The organism is Photobacterium sp. GB-56 (genome assembly GCF_003026105.1).
Classification (GTDB): domain Bacteria; phylum Pseudomonadota; class Gammaproteobacteria; order Enterobacterales; family Vibrionaceae; genus Photobacterium.
Window position 1 is genome coordinate 36,072 of the sequence record NZ_PYNW01000003.1, and the last position, 16,071, is coordinate 52,142.

The following is a 16,071-nucleotide window of genomic DNA, read 5'->3' on the forward strand; positions in this document are numbered from 1 at the left end:
AATTGGTCAGATTTTCTCTAATGAAGGCGTGCAGCATGCTGGCATCTTGCGAAAAAGCGATGATTAATCGGCATTGCAGATTGCTGGCAAAGATATACTGCCCAAATAATATAGTCAGACAGTATAGCAAAAATAGGGTTCCCTTATATTACGCCGTTAGAGGTAACAAAAAATAAATTCAGCGATTTAGCTCTTGTTGTAAGGCAATGCAAATGATGTCGGTCAGCGTTTGTTGTGCTGCAAGGTGTAAATTGAAATGCTGATTCGCAATGCTATGCAGTGGTGGCTCACAAATTATATTGAGCTTCATGTCAGCAAGGGAATTAAGCAGTAAATCGTCGGGTGTGCTTATGACAATAATGGCAGCGCCATGAAGCTTAGCGGCATGGGCTGTAAGTTGTAAAATAGGTTGTTCACTATTATTGCTGATCACAAAAAGCACGTCTTGCTCTGTTAGTGTGTTGGCGATGGTACTTTGCAATGCATGATCTTTACTGTGAATAACAGGTAAACCTAAGGCTAGCAATTTATCATTAAAATCACGGGTAATAATGGCATTTGCTCCCAGTCCGACGAGTTGAATCCGTTGGGCTTGGCTTAATCTTGCTGCAATATCGGTCAGTAATTGAGTATCAATCGCTTTGGTTGTATCAATAATGGCATTGGCTTTTTGTTGCGCCATTTTACTTAAGCTACTCGCAAGCGTGTTATTGGGCTCTGGTTGAGTCGATAATTGATTTAGCACATTACCGCCGATGGTATTGTGCCTTGCTAATTCTTCACTGATCGCCATTTTAAAGGCAGGAAATCCTTTAAAACCAATACGCTGAGTAAATTTTACAATACTCGATTGACTAACATTGGCCGCTTTCGCAAGCTCTTGTGATGACAGTGAAACCACTAATTCAGGTTGTGCTAAAACCAAGGTCGCAATCTTTTGACCATTAGGGGAGAATTGTGATTGTAGGTTGGCGATTTTATCAAGTGCAGTCATAGTCATAACAGTTCGAGCATTTATCTTGATAATAGCCTGAAAAACACTGAGTTACCGTGATATTTACAGCGTTATGTTAATCGCGAACAAGAATCTAGAGCCTGATACGCTTGTTGAATATGATGAATAAAGAACGAATAAAACTAGGATGAAAACCTTGAAGATTGATCTGACCCAACTCGTCACAGAAAGTCGCAATACGGCAAGCCAAAATATCGATATGTTATCCACGGTTGAGATGCTAAAGGTGATCAACAATGAAGATAAAAAAGTCGCGTTAGCGGTTGAACAAGTATTACCTGAAATCGCCATTGTCGTTGATGCTATTGCAGCGGCTTTTCAACAAGGTGGACGTTTAATTTACGTAGGTGCAGGTACATCAGGTCGATTAGGTATTTTAGATGCCAGTGAGTGCCCGCCAACCTATGGTAGCAAGCCAGAGCAGGTTGTTGGCTTAATAGCTGGTGGCCATAAAGCGATTTTAAAAGCGGTAGAAAACGCAGAAGACAATCGTGAAATGGGCGCACAAGATCTGATTGATCTGAACTTTAATTCAAAAGATGTGTTAGTGGGCATTGCAGCCAGTGGACGTACTCCTTATGTGATAGGTGCGATGGAATATGCCAAAGCACAAAATGCGATGGTCGCGTCTATTAGTTGTAACCCACAAAGCCCAATGGCTGTTGTTGCCGATGTCGCTATCACGCCAGTGGTTGGGGCAGAGGTTGTAACGGGATCATCACGTATGAAAGCAGGCACAGCACAAAAGTTAGTGTTAAATATGCTGACAACAGGGGCGATGATCCGGGTTGGTAAAGTGTATGGCAATTTAATGGTGGATGTGGAAGCAACCAACGCTAAGCTGGTTGAACGCCAGAAAAACATTGTGATGCAAGCAACCGAATGTAGCCGTGAAGAAGCAGAACGCGCATTAACTGCCTGTAATGATCATTGTAAAACCGCGATTGTGATGATCTTAGCTGGTGTTGATGCTCAAACAGCCGCAGACTTATTAGCGAAAAATAACGGATTTACTCGCCAAGCCATCCAAGCCTAACGATACAAAACACAAAGCCCTATCTCGATGGTCGATGATAGGGCTTTGTTAGTGCTATAGGCGGTTATAAATTTTGAAATTCTTTTTGGAAGTTCAGCACTTTTTCTAAGTATCGGCGCGCTTCAAGTTTTGGGTGCTTATTTGTGAGCGCCCAATAGGCTTGATTGGGTTGCAATTGATTGAGCTTATCCATGGCTCGCTGTCTATCGGAATCAAAGGTTGATAACACGCCACCTGCACCACTGTTATAAGCGGAAATCATACTGTAATGCTTAGTGGTAGGATTTCGCACATCCCTTAAATAGCGGGTTTGTAAAATGTGCAAATAAGCGGTCCCCGTATCAATGTTGTTAGCCGGATCAAACAGGTAGTCTTTGGTTGGTATCCCCGGTTTGTTCTTCACCAGTTTAAATACATCCGCCCCCGCTGTTTTCGGGATCACTTGCATTAAACCGTAAGCCCCTGCGTGGCTGACAGCAAACGGGTTAAAACTACTTTCAGTTTTTACCACCGCATAGATAAGATCTTCTGAAATACCGTATTGGCGAGAAGCTCGCTTAATTAAATCCGCATATTGGTATTCACGTTGCTCAAGGTGATCACTCACCATATCTATTTCAACATAGTAAGCTGTGCCTCGTTTGAGTGGCTTGGTGTGCAGCTTATTTTCAATCAGATAATCAGCAAAACGCCCAGCGCGCCAAGGCCATTGAATATCTTGGTTATCATGATCTTTAACTTGCCCCAGTAAGAAAGGCTTACCGTTAAGTGGAATCGATTTGTCACTGAATAAATCCACTTGAGAAGGATCGGCTGGCATCAGCAAGGTTTCTTCAATCGCTTTTTTCAGTGTGGCTTCGGGGGCGTATTGAGCAACCGTTGAAACGTAAATTTTCCCGTTATCAAAATCAATGTGCGCACGTGTACGATAACCATCAAAGTATTTCACATAACGGTGTTTTCCTGCTTGCAGGTATTCGTCATCGCCCCATTGCTTTTTCACTTGTACACCAAGATAAGCCAATAAGGCCTGCATGGCTTGCTCATTATTCACATTACCAGTGCTTATATTCCCGCTATGATTGGGATAAGTGGGCTTGCAGTTATAGAGACATTCAACTTGGTTTGATGAACACCCAGCGGCAAGTAAACAGGTTGTAATAATGAGCAATGCTTTTTTCATGGTTATCCTTACCACATATTTCCGTGATTAATGGGTATTGGCGGCATCACGGATAGCTTTATTAAGATCAGACGTTAAATTATCGACAAATTTATGTTGTTCTGCACGTTGTTTACGTTCACGTGCTTGTTGAGCGAGATAGTTATTCCAGTAGTTTTCTTCATCGTCATCATCTTTGATGTTGTTCCATCCCTTTTCGAGGCACTCTCGGTTTTCTTTTCTTTCTGTGAGCTGACGTTTCGACTGTTGAATGCTGTTTTGCAGCTTTTGTAAGCCATTACTCACTGAATGTAGCGTGTCGACGAGAACTTGGCCTGAGTAGATGTTGAAAAAATGCTTACAAATGCAATTAATAACCAGAAATTATGTTTCATTATCGCTCTATATTTAACAAAAAGTAAAATATAGAGTTTCCATTTTGAGAGGAAGAATTCAAGATTATTTTTACCGTGTATTTTACTACTACCATTAATCGCCACCCTGGATGAGTCATACGGTAGGCGTCGCTTACATGTTGTTACAATATCTCAATTGTTATTCGCAATGGTTGTGGTTGAATAGCGCGACTTTAATTTTAAGAGGTATAAAATACATATGGACGACCCCACGAGTTGTTCTCTTTTCCTAAACTCCTTTGTTAAGGAGTCTATTCAATGCTAGATCTTTTCCTTCAACCTGAAGCAATGATGATATTTGCGACCTTATTTGCCTTAGAAGTGGTATTAGGTGTCGATAATATTGTATTTATTTCAGTACTATGTGAGCGATTACCAGAACATCAACGCAAATTAGCCCGTAACCTAGGTATTGCACTAGCAGTTGCTGCGCGTATTGGTCTTGTGTTCTCAATCAGTTGGGTAATGTCATTAACTCAACCATTATTCTCTATTGCTGATTCTCCGTTCTCTGGTCGTGATTTGATCATGATTGGTGGTGGTGCATTCTTATTAGCGAAAAGCTTAAAAGAATTGTGGATGTGTTTCTCTGGTGCTCATCACCAAGAAGCCAGCAAAGTGCGAGCAGGTATTGCTTTAGTCTTGCTGCAAATCGTAGCGGTGGATGCGGTGTTCTCTATGGACTCTGTGATCACAGCGGTAGGTATGACAAGTGAAGTCCCACTGATGGTTGCTGCGATTTTAGCGTCAGCAGTTGTGATGGTACTGTGTGCTGAGAAGATCAACGATTATGTATTGCGCTATCCGGGCTTGAAAACATTAGCACTACTATTCTTAGTAATGTTAGGTGGTATGTTAATGGCTGAAGGTTTTGCGATTCATTTGAATAAAGGATATGTGTATTTTGCGATGGCATTTGGTTTATTAATTGAAACCTGCCACATCCTATTGAAAAAGCGAAATAAGACAATTATCCGTCGTATCTACCCACAGCAATGTGGCTGGGCAGTTAAAGTAAAATAACCGCGTATTCGACAGATAATATAAAAGCAGAGCCTATGTGCTCTGCTTTTTTATTTTTGCAGTATAAAACCTTCATCGTTTATTTATTACTGTTGGTTTGTAACCAAATTGCATTGTTATATTTAACTAAACGAAAGTCTTTTCACTCGAATAATATGAGTCATCACAGGCTTAAATTTTAGTGTCCTAACTTATTTTTGCCCCTTTATCAGTTAGACCTAATACTCATTCATATCGTATTAACGATATTTTGGATTAGTTTTATTTGTACCTTTAACCTTTGTCTTTGTAACCTTGTTTTGTAAGCAAAAAAATATCACTAACATAATGACATCATATGCGCAATCAAAGTAAAATTGTCTAAATTTTTAGTCACCATGCTATGTGAAAGCAAAAATGATTATTAATACATTGTTAGGCTCAAAACGAGGATTGAATGGATATTCAAGAAGCAACGCTTTTACTTGATATCGAAGGAGATATCACTGGTGATAAAGTTGACGAAGCATTTAAAAAATTAGCATCGAAGCTTCACCCTGATAAAGGTGGAGATACCGATGATATGGCTCGTATAAATAAAGCTAGAGATGTTTTGCAAGAACAAGCCTCTTTAAGAAACCTTCCAGCAGTAATTAAACAATTTGAGCTAAGCATCAAAGAAATGAATGCTGTTGCTAGAGAGCAAAGAGTATTAGAAAAGAAAGTGGAAAAGTCAGAGAAGGAAATTCTCTACAGTGCAACAAATAAGCTGAAATCATATAAAAATATAGCTTTAATTCTAGCGGCAATTTCTACAGGAGCTATTTTCTTGGGTAAAGATCTACCAAAAGAATTAACCTCAAGCTTTACACCTGAAGTGGGGGAAACTCCTGTTTCTGTATCTCAGCCTATAGAAAGTGACCTTGTGAAGAATGCGCAGTTAAAGGTCTCAAAAGATAGTGAAAAGAAAGACAAACCTACACTGACAGCAGAGGAATCAGCGGCTCTAAAAAAATATGAGTCCAAAATGAAAGAATATCTCAGATATAAGGGGTTGGCTTATCAATATGAGCAGCAAAAGGCTAAATCTAAACAGTTCACATTAATGTGGTATTTGCTGACCTTTGGAATAGGTATTTATGCTGGATTTGGGGCGTTTATAATTAATCAAAAAATACGAAGAATAGAAGAAGAACTAGAAGAATTCTTAGAAGATCTTTCGTTTAAGTCTCATTATGCACAAATTCTAAGGGACTTATTTGAAGATGATCTCAAAGATTCATGGGTTTTCAAAGATTTATTCGAAGCAGTTTCGAAAAATGGACGGGAGAATAAGCGGTTACGGCCACTATTGAGAGGGGTTAGCAGTAAGAAAATTACTCAACTACTCATTAACAAAGGACTTGAGTCGTCTTCTTTAATTGTGAAACACAGTGGGCGAGAAAATGGTTATGAAGAAACTTACTCACTATCATAGAAAACCTAACAAAGCGCTGCAACCTGCTTCTATCCATACTTTTTCTAATATCTACTGACGAAAGTAGAGCAATTAATCTAAGCAGTTTCTGTCCATATGTGAGTTAGCTATTAGGCTAACTCACATATTAGACAAACTCGTTATGTTATGTGGCTATGCAGCATGCATAAGATTATTGCTAAACCCTGATCGCCTATTGGTTCTCATGAATAATTCTGATTAATTTAGCAGGTGTTCCACCATATAGAGAGTCAGGTGGTACATCGGTATTAACCACTGAGTTAGCTGCAATTACAGAACGCGCACCAATGGTCACACCTTTATTGATCACAACATTGCCCCCAATCCATACATCGTCCTCAATCGTAATAGGATCACAAATGGTTTCCCAGTTACGGCGATTGAGATAGTTTAGATCATGGCTAGCACAGTAAAGCTGGGTGTTCGGGCCAATCATTACGTTATTGCCAATAATAATTTTAGCGCCATCCAACATTGTTACGTTCATATTGATGAAGGTCTTTTCCCCAATCGAGATCGTTTTACCGAACTCACAATAAAAGGGGGAGCGGATGTGACTCGATGCAGAAATCTTTCCCATTAGCTGTTGAAATAGTTCATGACGCTGACAGTCATCTGTACTTTGGTTAATGGTCTGTAATAAGTTCGAAGCATTTTGACGAATCTGGTTAATACAGTCTGCGCCGCCGTCAAAGTCTTCACCGGCAAGCATTTTTTCGAATTCAGTCATGTTGTCTCTCAACGTGCTATAGAGTTATTTGAAATAAAAACGTTATGTTTACTTACTGATTTAGATTGTTATTGAGTAAGTAATTCCCAAGAAAATAGAGCCAATCTACCCAAAAGATGAAAGCAATGGCTAAGGGTTTATTTATGTAGTGAATCCCAATCAGAGAAATAATGAATTAAATAGTCTATTGCTAAGCGAGCACGGACAGGAAGAAAACGTTGGTTTTGATATACGATCCAACTGCTATTACCTTTACCCCAAAAATCTTGCAGTATCGGAATAAGCGAACCTGAATCTAACCCTTTCGCTAGGCTACTTTTAGGCATGTACGCGATGCCTAGCCCTTCTTCGCATGCCGAGATAACAGCATTAGAGTTATTGCTTTTCCATCGACCGTGAACACGGGTATTAATTGTGTTGCCATCTTTTTCAAAGAGCCAGTGGTCATTATTGGCAATAATACAGCTATGTTGTTTCAATTGGCTAGGGTGAGTAGGCTCTCCATAACGGGCTAAATAGTCTTGGCTGGCAACCGCAGCCATAGGGCGATCAACGAGTTTTCTCGCGACTAAACCTGAATCTTTTAGTGCCCCATAACGGATCGCAAAGTCGATACCATCTTCGATAAAATTCACCATACGAGAGTTAAAATCCATCTCGATAGTAAGATCAGGGTAAGACTTCGCGAATGCCATTAGCGCTGGAGCGACATGCTCTTCGGCAAATGCACCGGCAGCGCTGACACGTAATGTTCCACTCAGTGTAATTTGCTGTGTGTTTACGCTTTCGCTGGCTTGTTGTAACCCATTTACCAGTCCTCTGCATTGTTGATAATACAATTGTCCAGCATCGGTTACATTGACCTGTCGGGTTGAGCGAGCTAATAAGGCGACACCTAATCTCTCTTCTAACCTTGAGACTTGTCGGCTAACGTGGCTTGTGCTGCAACCGAGCTGTTTAGCCGCAGAGGAAAAGCCATGGCTTTCAGCGACTGCAACGAATTCAATGATCCCATCGAAACTATTCATAGACCTTTATCTTTGCTATTTAACAACAATGATTTGCCAATTTTCTATATTATCAGCCATATTGAATTGAATTAACATGTTTTTGAACTCAATCATTGAAGGAAAAGACAATGAAAAGGATCCTGATCCCTGTAACGAATCATGCAACTCTGGGCGATACTGACCAAGCGAATGGCACTTACTCACCAGAGATAACGCACGTTATTCATGAGCTGACTGCCGCTGGTTTTGACTATGACATCGCATCGATTAAAGGGGGTAAAGCGCCACTTTATGGTACGGATATCGAAGGTGATGAGGTAAACCGCATTGTGTTGGCGGATGATAATTTTCAGAACCGAATCAATAATACGATCCCCGTCTCGCAAGTGAATATTGATGAGTACGATGCGGTATTTTATCCAGGTGGCTTTGGTCTTTTATCTGATCTTTCCACCAATACTGATTTTGCGCAATTAGCTGCAAAACATTACGAAAACGGTGGCGTTATAGCGGCGGTATGTCATGGCCCAGCGGCATTGCTTCCTATTACATTAAGTAATGGTGACAGCCTACTTGCATCTATATCGGTAACGGGCTTTACACGTGAAGAAGAAATCGATTTCGGTACGATTACGCATATTCCATTCTTACTGGAAGAAGCGCTTTCAAGAAAGGCGGCGCGCTTTAGTAAAGTACAGCCTTGGCAAGAACTGGTTATCGTTGATAAACGAGTGATTACTGGCCAAAACCCGACTAGTGCTCACGGTGTTGGTAAGGCGTTAGTGACATCACTGACGTAATTAGATTGTTGATAGGGTTTAACAAGTATCTGATTTTAAATAGCGCAGTGGTTTGAGTTATTGACTAACATGATATTTTGTATCGGTGCTGCTAAATATCATAGCCTAGTAATATTTGCCCTATCATGGGATGCAAACATTACTGGGCTATGCTTTTTATTTATAAAGTGGGTTTAAAATTAAGCGAATTTTTTACGTTCAATAAAGAAGTGAAGCAGTGCCATACCACCATGACCAATTAAGTATGCTTCAATTAAACCTGTCAGAGATTTATGGATCTCTCTCACATCGTTAGCATAAGGTGAGTGACTTAACCACAGCGCCAGCCATATCAGTGCTGCGGCTTCAATTAAGATCAACGCGCCAATACCTAATCCTTGAATAATATTCCCTAAGCCTTTTTCTCTTGGCTCGGGTAATTTACCGTGGCGTAGTTGTCTTAAGTCATCGAATAAAACGGCATTGTCACCAAAAAGGTAAGGGAAAAATTGACGAAATGATTGTTTAACTAACATGTAGCTAATCATTGCGAGTGTGACGACAACGGTCAATATGCCAAGAATAATATGTACCCATAAGAAGAGGGTAGAGAAAACGCCACTTTCGATTTCACCGGCATGGGTCATGTGCACTAAATTACTATTTAAGATCTGTAAGATCACTAAAGCGGCTAATGAAGTATGAATATGGCGCAGCCCCGTATTGGGAAAGTAATGTTTGATGTAGCGCCAAAAAGAATGAAGTAGCGGCATAGTGAACCTTAATCAGTGGTATAAGAATGATATGATAGATATAGGAAATTTAGCATAAAGGAATAAAATAAGCAGATAGAAAGTAGATTAAAACTTGTAAAGTAAATATTCATTTTTAATGCGTAAATAGCCAAAAATGTTCGATAGATTTCTTTTTTAGCCCTGTTAATACAGTGTTACACTATTGCTGCCAATACATATTGTCATGGAGAGAGTAGTGAGCACACTTTCAGATACACCACAATTATCCCAATTAAATGTCTTTCCCGTAAAATCAATAGCAGGCATCAGCCAATCCAAAGTTTGGGTCGAAAAACAGGGGATCAGTTTTGATCGTCGTTTCATGGTTGCGACCCTATCAGGCGATATGATCACGGCACGTAAATCTCCCAAGATGGTAAAAGTGAAAGCGGCACTAATTGCCGATGGCATTGTATTGAGTTACGAAGATAAAGCCTGTTTAGTATTGATGTATGCTCAATTTGATATGGCTGAAGCGTCCTCAACTGTGTGGGGAGATACATTCATCGCCTATACCACGACGGAGCAAGCGAATTCATGGTTTAGTGATGTGCTAGGGCAACCCGTTCAGTTGTTGTTTACGGGTGAGCAATCAAATCGTCTTCGTCCTAAAATTAGTCAAAATGTGAGTTTTGCTGATGGTTATCCGTTATTAGTGATTAGTGAAGCCTCGCTCCAAGCGCTTAATGCGCGTAGTAGTGAACACCACACCATGGATCAGTTTAGAACCAATTTAGTGGTGAGTAATACGGAAGCGTTCGCAGAAGACGGTTGGAAACGTATTCGGATTGGTGAAGTAGAGTTTGAAGCGGTCAAACCTTGTGCTCGATGCATTTTAACTACGGTCAATCCTAAATCAGCAACGTTTAGCGAAAGTAAAGAGCCGTTGGTTACGATGGCAAAATTCCGCGCAGATGAAACGGGTAATGTCTATTTCGGACAAAATCTTGTGGCACTTAATGAAGGTATTATTTCTGTTGGTGACACCATTGAAATATTAGAAACGAAACCGAAAGAAATATATCCAGATAATAGTGAACAAAAATTACAGCTTACGTGTGTCGAGCGTGAAGATATCGCGCAAGATTTCACTACATTTTGGCTAGAATCTCATCAAGAAAACCAAGCGTTACCGACTTATTTACCGGGGCAACATTTACCGATTCAGTTAGAAGTGAATGGTGAATATATTTCTCGTCGCTATACATTATCTTCTAGCCCATCACGTCCTGGGCGTTATGCAATATCAGTAAAACGAGTTAATGACGGTCGCATCTCTAATTGGTTACATGAGCATTTTCAAGTCGGTGATACATTGGTGTCTGAATCGCCGAGTGGTGATTTTCACCTAGGGGTACATACGGATAAATTATTATTGCTCTCGGGGGGGAGTGGTGTAACGCCAATGATGTCGATGCTACGATATTTATCCGATCATGATTTAGTGCGTGATGTAGTGTTTTATCATCAATGCCGTACTGAAGCTGATATTCCTTATTTAGAGGAATTACGCGCAATAGAAGAGAAGCATCCTTCTCTTGATTTACGTATCGTATTAACGCAACCCAAACGCGACTGGCAAGGTGAATCTGGACGACTAAGCATTGGTCATTTAGCCATGATGAGTGATTTAGATAAACGTCAGGTATTTGTTTGTGGTCCTGATGCCTTTATGTCGTCGGCGAAAAAGTTATTGCTCAATATGGGCATGGCAGCTTCTCGTTATCACCAAGAAGCGTTTGGGCCTGTACGTCATGCACTCGAAGAAAAAAAGACGGTCGAATTATCAATTGATGGACAGCTTTTCCAAGGGAATAACCAAGCGACGTTATTAGAGCAAGCAGAAACGGCTGGTATTAAGATGGATTATAGCTGTCGTGCTGGTTTTTGTGGGGTTTGTAAGGTCACAGTGAAATCTGGAGAGGTAGAACAACCAGAGGTTCCAGCACTTTCATCGCAAGAGCGTGCTGAAGGAAAAGTGCTAGCATGTTGCTGTGTGCCTAGAAGTGATCTAGAAATCATTAAATAGTGAGCTACAGGTAATTTAGGAGGCGATGTCGATGATTATAAGTCAAGGTGATATTGATAAATCATCGCTTACCTTAAAACGTTGACGGGTGAATACAAAGGTCAACAATTGCAATAACTTTGTTATTTAGATGGCTTCTTATGTACTTTCAACTGGAAGGTAAGCATAGAAGCCATTTTTTATATATTCAAAATAAAAAGTTGGTTTGAAAGAATATTATTTTGAGTTCTATTGCTGAAAAGGTTTTAAATGTGGAGTATGCTGCTCGCGCAAACGATTACAATAGAGTAAGGATCTCGTATGTTTAGCAAACCTCTTATCGCACTTTCTATCACTTTAGCTATTTCAGGGTGTGCAACAACGCCTATCGTTCAACACCAACCTTTTACGCTAACGGTCGCACATATTAATGATACCCACTCTAATTTTGACCCCGTAAAATCGAGTTTTAAAGCTGACGATACCAAAGTTTATAACGAGTTTGGTGGCTATCCTCGCCTGCAAACGATGGCGAAAGAATATAAAGCTGAAGCTAAAAAAGATAATCAAAGCTTACTATTCTTACACGGTGGAGATGCTTGGCAAGGTAGTGCTTACTTTAAGCTAAACCATGGGGCAATGAATGCTGACATGCTAAGCAAAATGGGCTTAGATGCAATGGCATTAGGTAACCATGAATTTGATTTAAATAATAAAAAATTAAATGCTTTTATCGGTAGTGTTAATTTCCCTGTGCTTGCAGCTAACGTAGATGCTAGCCAAGATGCTGATTTGAAAGATCAAACTAACTTACGCCCTTACCAAATTTTTGCTTTTGATGGCAATAACAAGACAGTCGTTAAAGATATTAACCACTTACCTAAAGATAAAAATCTTGTTGCGGTATTTGGTATTGCCTTAGATAACATGGCAAATATTGCACCTAATACGGGTGATGTGAAATTTTACGATATGGTGAAAACGGCACAAGCCACCGTCGATATGCTAAAGAGCAAGGGGATTGATAATATTATTGCGCTCACGCATATCGGTAATGCAGTAGATCTTGATGTTGCGTCAAAAGTTAACGGTATTGATCTTATTGTTGGCGGTCACTCACATACGTTATTAGGTGACTTTGCTGACTTGGGTTTAAACAATAATGGTATATATGCCCAAATGGTGAAGAACCCAAATGGTACAACGGAAACATGTGTTGTTCAGGCGGGTGAGTATGCTCAAGCGATTGGCCGAGTAAATGTAAGCTTTGATGCGAACGGTGACGTGGTGAAGTGTGCAGGTCACAATACCTTATTGAGTAACGATGAGTTCTACCATCATGCCGATCGTAAACAAAGCGATATGTTTACCCCTGTACAAACGGCAATCGTTGAAAAATTCATCGACAATCATGAAAAAATCACGATCACAGATGAAGATGTTTTATTACGCCAACGTATTGATACTAAATACAAACCAGCAGTAGATAAAGCGTACGGTAAAACTATTGCTCAAGTGCCGGTAGAAATTAAACATGAACGACGTCCTGGCGATCGTGGCACAGATAAGCATGGCTCAGATGTCGCGCCTATTATAGCTGAAGGCCAATATTACTGGGCGAATGAGCCTCAAGTTCAAAAAGTAACGGGCATGAAAGTGGACTTTGCCTTGATCGGAGCGGGCGGCATTCGTACCAATATTGAGGCGGGTGAATACCGTGAAGGTAATGTGTCATTAGAGCTTTTACCGTTCTCAAACTTTATGTCTGTAGTACCACTTAAAGGTGCTGTGATTAAACAGTTATTACAACAAACGGTTTCTGCAACGCTGCCTGAAGGCGCTCATGCGGGTAAATTCCCTTATGGCGGTCATATTCGTTATAGCTTTACCGAAACAGCAGCAAATAAAGCAGGCAAGCTTAATAATGTTGAGGTGATGACTGGCACAGAAAAGAACCCAATTTGGACGCCAATTCAAGATAATAAAACCTACAATGTTGCAGTAAATAATTATAACGCAACGGGTAATGATGGTTGGACACCTGTTTATCAAGCGCAAAAGGATCACTCTGGACGTGTCGATTTAGCCTATGTTGATGGCAAGTTAACAGGCTTTAAGGTTAAGAACATTGAAAAAGTAGGCGACAAGTACCAAGTGAATTACCAAGGAGCTGCGCCAAACTGTAAAGCCGCCAATATGCGCTGTAATACAGATGCTCAAGCTGTGATTGATTATATCCAGCAAAGTCGTCCTAACCTTGTACCGTTAAGTTATGAAGTTGTTACGCTAGATCGCGTACAAAAATAAACCTTTGCGGTTTTAGGTAAATAAAGTAGGCGCCCTACAGGTGATTAATAAAAGCGGTAGGGTGCTTTTTATTTTTTGGAATCGTCTAAAAAAGACAATGAAAATGCGGTTTTCACGAAATATTAATAGAATATTAACTGGTTTATTCGTGTTTAACCTAATGATATCTATTGTTTTTATTACCCATAATATTAAAAAATAAATTATTTAAAAAATAAAGCTATACAATTCCCTAAATATCATTACTATAGTCCTCGGCCTGTAAGTCAGACCTATTTATATGTAACATTATGTTTTAGAAAATCTTCGCTGTAACGCTATACCAGTGTCATGAAGCTTTCCACTCATAAGCTATAACGTAAATAATTCTTTTCTGGCTACATACGCATTTTTGCGAATTATTTAAAAAATATTGGAGACTCTCATGTCTAAATCAACTGGTATCGTTAAGTGGTTTAACGAAGAAAAAGGTTTCGGTTTCATCACTCAAGACAACGGCGGCGCTGACGTATTCGTTCACTTCCGTGCTATCACAGGCGAAGGTTTCAAGACTCTTGCTGAAGGTCAAAAGGTTGCTTTTGATATCGAACAAGGTCAAAAAGGCCCTCAAGCTGCTAACGTTGAAAAAGCTTAATTCTTTTCTACGTTAAAAGTTTAAAAAATGCCGACATTATGTCGGCATTTTTGTATCTGTTATTCAACATTACGTATCTAAGAATCTCTACTATATCTCTCTACTTACCACTATTTCGTCTTTCGTTATTTTATTTTGAACGAAACTGTTTGAGTCAGCTATCTTGCTTCAATACACTTAACGTTCGTTTTTAGTATTTTGGGTGCAATGGATGCAATCAGAATCATCTCAAAATCACATTGATATATTAGCCTTTAATCAATTGCGTTCAGGCTTTGAATCGCATAGTGATTGCTCGCTTTCTGCTTGTATAAAACAAGGGCAACACCTTGCAATATCTGGCGTTTCTGGTTGTGGTAAGAGCAGCTTGCTACAAGTGATTGCTGGGCTTAAAGCTCCTCAGTTAGGTACTGTTACCTTCAATAAACAATTGATTGATGTAAAAGCATTCAACTTTTGGCGTCAAAACATTTGTTACTTGCCACAACAAGCCGTTATGGGCGGAGAATGTGTACGTGATGTCTTACATCTTCCTTGGCGTTTAAAAGCCATTACTCATTTTCCTGTACCTAGCGATGAGTTGTGTTTATCTGCTTTATCACAAGCGGGTATTACGGTGTTATTAGACAAGCCTATTGATACCCTTTCTGGGGGCGAAAAGCAGCGTGTAGCCATCGCTAGAAGCATATTAATGCAGCGCAATGTGTGGTTGATGGATGAGCCCACATCCGCCCTTGATCCTTCAGGGCGAGATCGAATTATTCAATTGCTTTCTGAGCTAACAATTATTTGTGTTTCTGTATCACATGATCCTGTTTGGTTAGCAAGTGCAACACATGTGCATGCTATGTCGTTAAGTAAGGATGAGTGTAATGTCTGAATCAATCAATAGTACTTTGGATATTCATTGGTTAGCGATGGCGGGCTTCTACCTGTTATTACTTATCCCCATGTTCTTGTTTCAGCGTTGGCAATTAGGGTTAAATCGCACTTTAATTAATGGCGTATTACGCATGACACTTCAGTTATCTGTTGTGGGTATTTATCTTCATACCTTGTTTGGTTTGCAGAGTGTGGCAATAAATATGCTGTGGCTAACAATCATGGCATTAGTGGCAAGCTATACGATTTGTAAACGGGCAGAGGTGAATGTAAAGCGTGTGTTGCCTGCGGTAATAACAGGGCAGTGTGCTGCATTATTGGTTGCTTTGCCTGTCATGCTGATAGGGGTGATTCAAGTCGACCCTTGGTGGCAAGCACAGTATATGATCCCAATTGCGGGAATGCTGCTTGGTAATAGCTTAATGGCAAATGTATTAGCCTTATCTCGCTGGGGGAGCCTATTAAAAGATAACCATCATGAATATCAGTATTACTTGTCATTAGGCGCTCCTGATCCTGCCTTGCCGTTTATACAGACAGCAGTAAAAGCAGCATTAACTCCCCAATTAGCCGCGATGATGACATTAGGGATTGTCAGTTTACCTGGAATGATGACGGGACAAATTTTAGGTGGAGCGGCACCGCTGGTGGCAGTGAAATACCAACTAGTGATTATGGTAGCGATTTTTATTTCTGGCGTAATTTCGGTAGCGACTACCTTGAGCATTGTTAGGCGGGTAACATTCAATGCTTATGGTGAGGTGCAATAAGTACTATTTCCGACAATAAAAAAGCAGC

15 protein-coding genes are annotated in these 16,071 nt (G+C 40.1%); 9 read left to right on the forward strand and 6 right to left on the reverse strand.

The genetic code is table 11. The annotated features are described in order from the left end of the window. Positions 1 to 178: 178 nt before the first annotated feature. On the reverse strand, positions 179 to 1,000 hold the full coding sequence (locus C9J42_RS04870; RefSeq protein ID WP_233220724.1) for a MurR/RpiR family transcriptional regulator: 822 nt from the start codon (positions 998 to 1,000) through the stop codon (positions 179 to 181). Positions 1,001 to 1,151: 151 nt separating this feature from the next. Here C9J42_RS04870 and murQ point away from each other — a divergent pair, with 151 nt between their 5' ends. After that, positions 1,152 to 2,051, forward strand: a complete 900-nt coding sequence (gene murQ, locus C9J42_RS04875; RefSeq protein WP_107294394.1) for an N-acetylmuramic acid 6-phosphate etherase — start codon at positions 1,152 to 1,154, stop codon at positions 2,049 to 2,051. Between the two features lie 64 nt (positions 2,052 to 2,115). Here murQ and mltC read toward each other — a convergent pair whose 3' ends face one another. Both mltC and C9J42_RS04885 read right to left on the reverse strand, forming a co-directional pair. Further along, entirely contained in the window at positions 2,116 to 3,234 is a 1,119-nt protein-coding gene (gene mltC / locus C9J42_RS04880; RefSeq protein ID WP_107246442.1) for a membrane-bound lytic murein transglycosylase MltC, read from the reverse strand. A gap of 27 nt (positions 3,235 to 3,261) precedes the next feature. After that, positions 3,262 to 3,519 (reverse strand): hypothetical protein, encoded by a 258-nt coding sequence (locus C9J42_RS04885; protein WP_107301722.1) that lies wholly within the window; start codon positions 3,517 to 3,519, stop codon positions 3,262 to 3,264. Positions 3,520 to 3,887: 368 nt separating this feature from the next. Between C9J42_RS04885 and C9J42_RS04890 the strand changes: the two genes are divergently transcribed. Both C9J42_RS04890 and C9J42_RS04895 read left to right on the forward strand, forming a co-directional pair. After that, positions 3,888 to 4,652 carry a TerC family protein gene (locus C9J42_RS04890; RefSeq protein WP_045083054.1) on the forward strand — a complete coding sequence of 255 codons (765 nt, stop codon included), beginning with the start codon at positions 3,888 to 3,890 and terminating at the stop codon, positions 4,650 to 4,652. A gap of 436 nt (positions 4,653 to 5,088) precedes the next feature. Next, positions 5,089 to 6,108, forward strand: a complete 1,020-nt coding sequence (locus C9J42_RS04895; RefSeq protein WP_107301723.1) for a J domain-containing protein — start codon at positions 5,089 to 5,091, stop codon at positions 6,106 to 6,108. A 193-nt stretch (positions 6,109 to 6,301) separates the two neighbouring features. Here the strand turns inward: C9J42_RS04895 and C9J42_RS04900 are convergent, their stop codons facing one another. Together C9J42_RS04900 and C9J42_RS04905 are read right to left on the reverse strand one after the other, a co-directional pair. Next, the gene (locus tag C9J42_RS04900) at positions 6,302 to 6,859 is read right to left on the reverse strand and encodes a sugar O-acetyltransferase (RefSeq protein ID WP_107292567.1); all 558 of its coding nucleotides are present in this window, start codon (positions 6,857 to 6,859) and stop codon (positions 6,302 to 6,304) included. A gap of 137 nt (positions 6,860 to 6,996) precedes the next feature. Then, entirely contained in the window at positions 6,997 to 7,887 is an 891-nt protein-coding gene (locus C9J42_RS04905; protein WP_107301724.1) for a LysR family transcriptional regulator, read from the reverse strand. A 110-nt stretch (positions 7,888 to 7,997) separates the two neighbouring features. On the opposite strand from C9J42_RS04905, the gene C9J42_RS04910 reads away from it, so the two are divergent. Further along, positions 7,998 to 8,669 carry a type 1 glutamine amidotransferase domain-containing protein gene (locus C9J42_RS04910; RefSeq protein WP_107206768.1) on the forward strand — a complete coding sequence of 224 codons (672 nt, stop codon included), beginning with the start codon at positions 7,998 to 8,000 and terminating at the stop codon, positions 8,667 to 8,669. 179 nt (positions 8,670 to 8,848) lie between these two features. Here the strand turns inward: C9J42_RS04910 and C9J42_RS04915 are convergent, their stop codons facing one another. Then, positions 8,849 to 9,421, reverse strand: a complete 573-nt coding sequence (locus C9J42_RS04915; RefSeq protein ID WP_107206767.1) for a cytochrome b/b6 domain-containing protein — start codon at positions 9,419 to 9,421, stop codon at positions 8,849 to 8,851. Positions 9,422 to 9,626: 205 nt separating this feature from the next. Between C9J42_RS04915 and C9J42_RS04920 the strand changes: the two genes are divergently transcribed. The 5 genes from C9J42_RS04920 to C9J42_RS04940 all read left to right on the forward strand — a co-directional run bounded on the left by C9J42_RS04920 (position 9,627) and on the right by C9J42_RS04940 (position 16,043). Further along, the gene (locus tag C9J42_RS04920) at positions 9,627 to 11,471 is read left to right on the forward strand and encodes a hybrid-cluster NAD(P)-dependent oxidoreductase (RefSeq protein WP_199189318.1); all 1,845 of its coding nucleotides are present in this window, start codon (positions 9,627 to 9,629) and stop codon (positions 11,469 to 11,471) included. Between the two features lie 300 nt (positions 11,472 to 11,771). Beyond that, positions 11,772 to 13,757, forward strand: coding sequence for a bifunctional UDP-sugar hydrolase/5'-nucleotidase (locus tag C9J42_RS04925; RefSeq protein WP_107206765.1), 1,986 nt, complete (start codon positions 11,772 to 11,774; stop codon positions 13,755 to 13,757). 424 nt (positions 13,758 to 14,181) lie between these two features. Continuing rightward, positions 14,182 to 14,391: a cold-shock protein gene (locus tag C9J42_RS04930; RefSeq protein ID WP_006644751.1), complete on the forward strand. Its 210-nt coding sequence runs from the start codon at positions 14,182 to 14,184 to the stop codon at positions 14,389 to 14,391. Between the two features lie 211 nt (positions 14,392 to 14,602). After that, entirely contained in the window at positions 14,603 to 15,271 is a 669-nt protein-coding gene (locus tag C9J42_RS04935; RefSeq protein ID WP_107246427.1) for an ATP-binding cassette domain-containing protein, read from the forward strand. Further along, positions 15,264 to 16,043, forward strand: coding sequence for an ABC transporter permease (locus C9J42_RS04940; protein WP_233217691.1), 780 nt, complete (start codon positions 15,264 to 15,266; stop codon positions 16,041 to 16,043). Before C9J42_RS04935 ends, C9J42_RS04940 begins: the two co-directional genes overlap by 8 nt. The last annotated feature ends 28 nt before the right edge of the window (positions 16,044 to 16,071 follow it).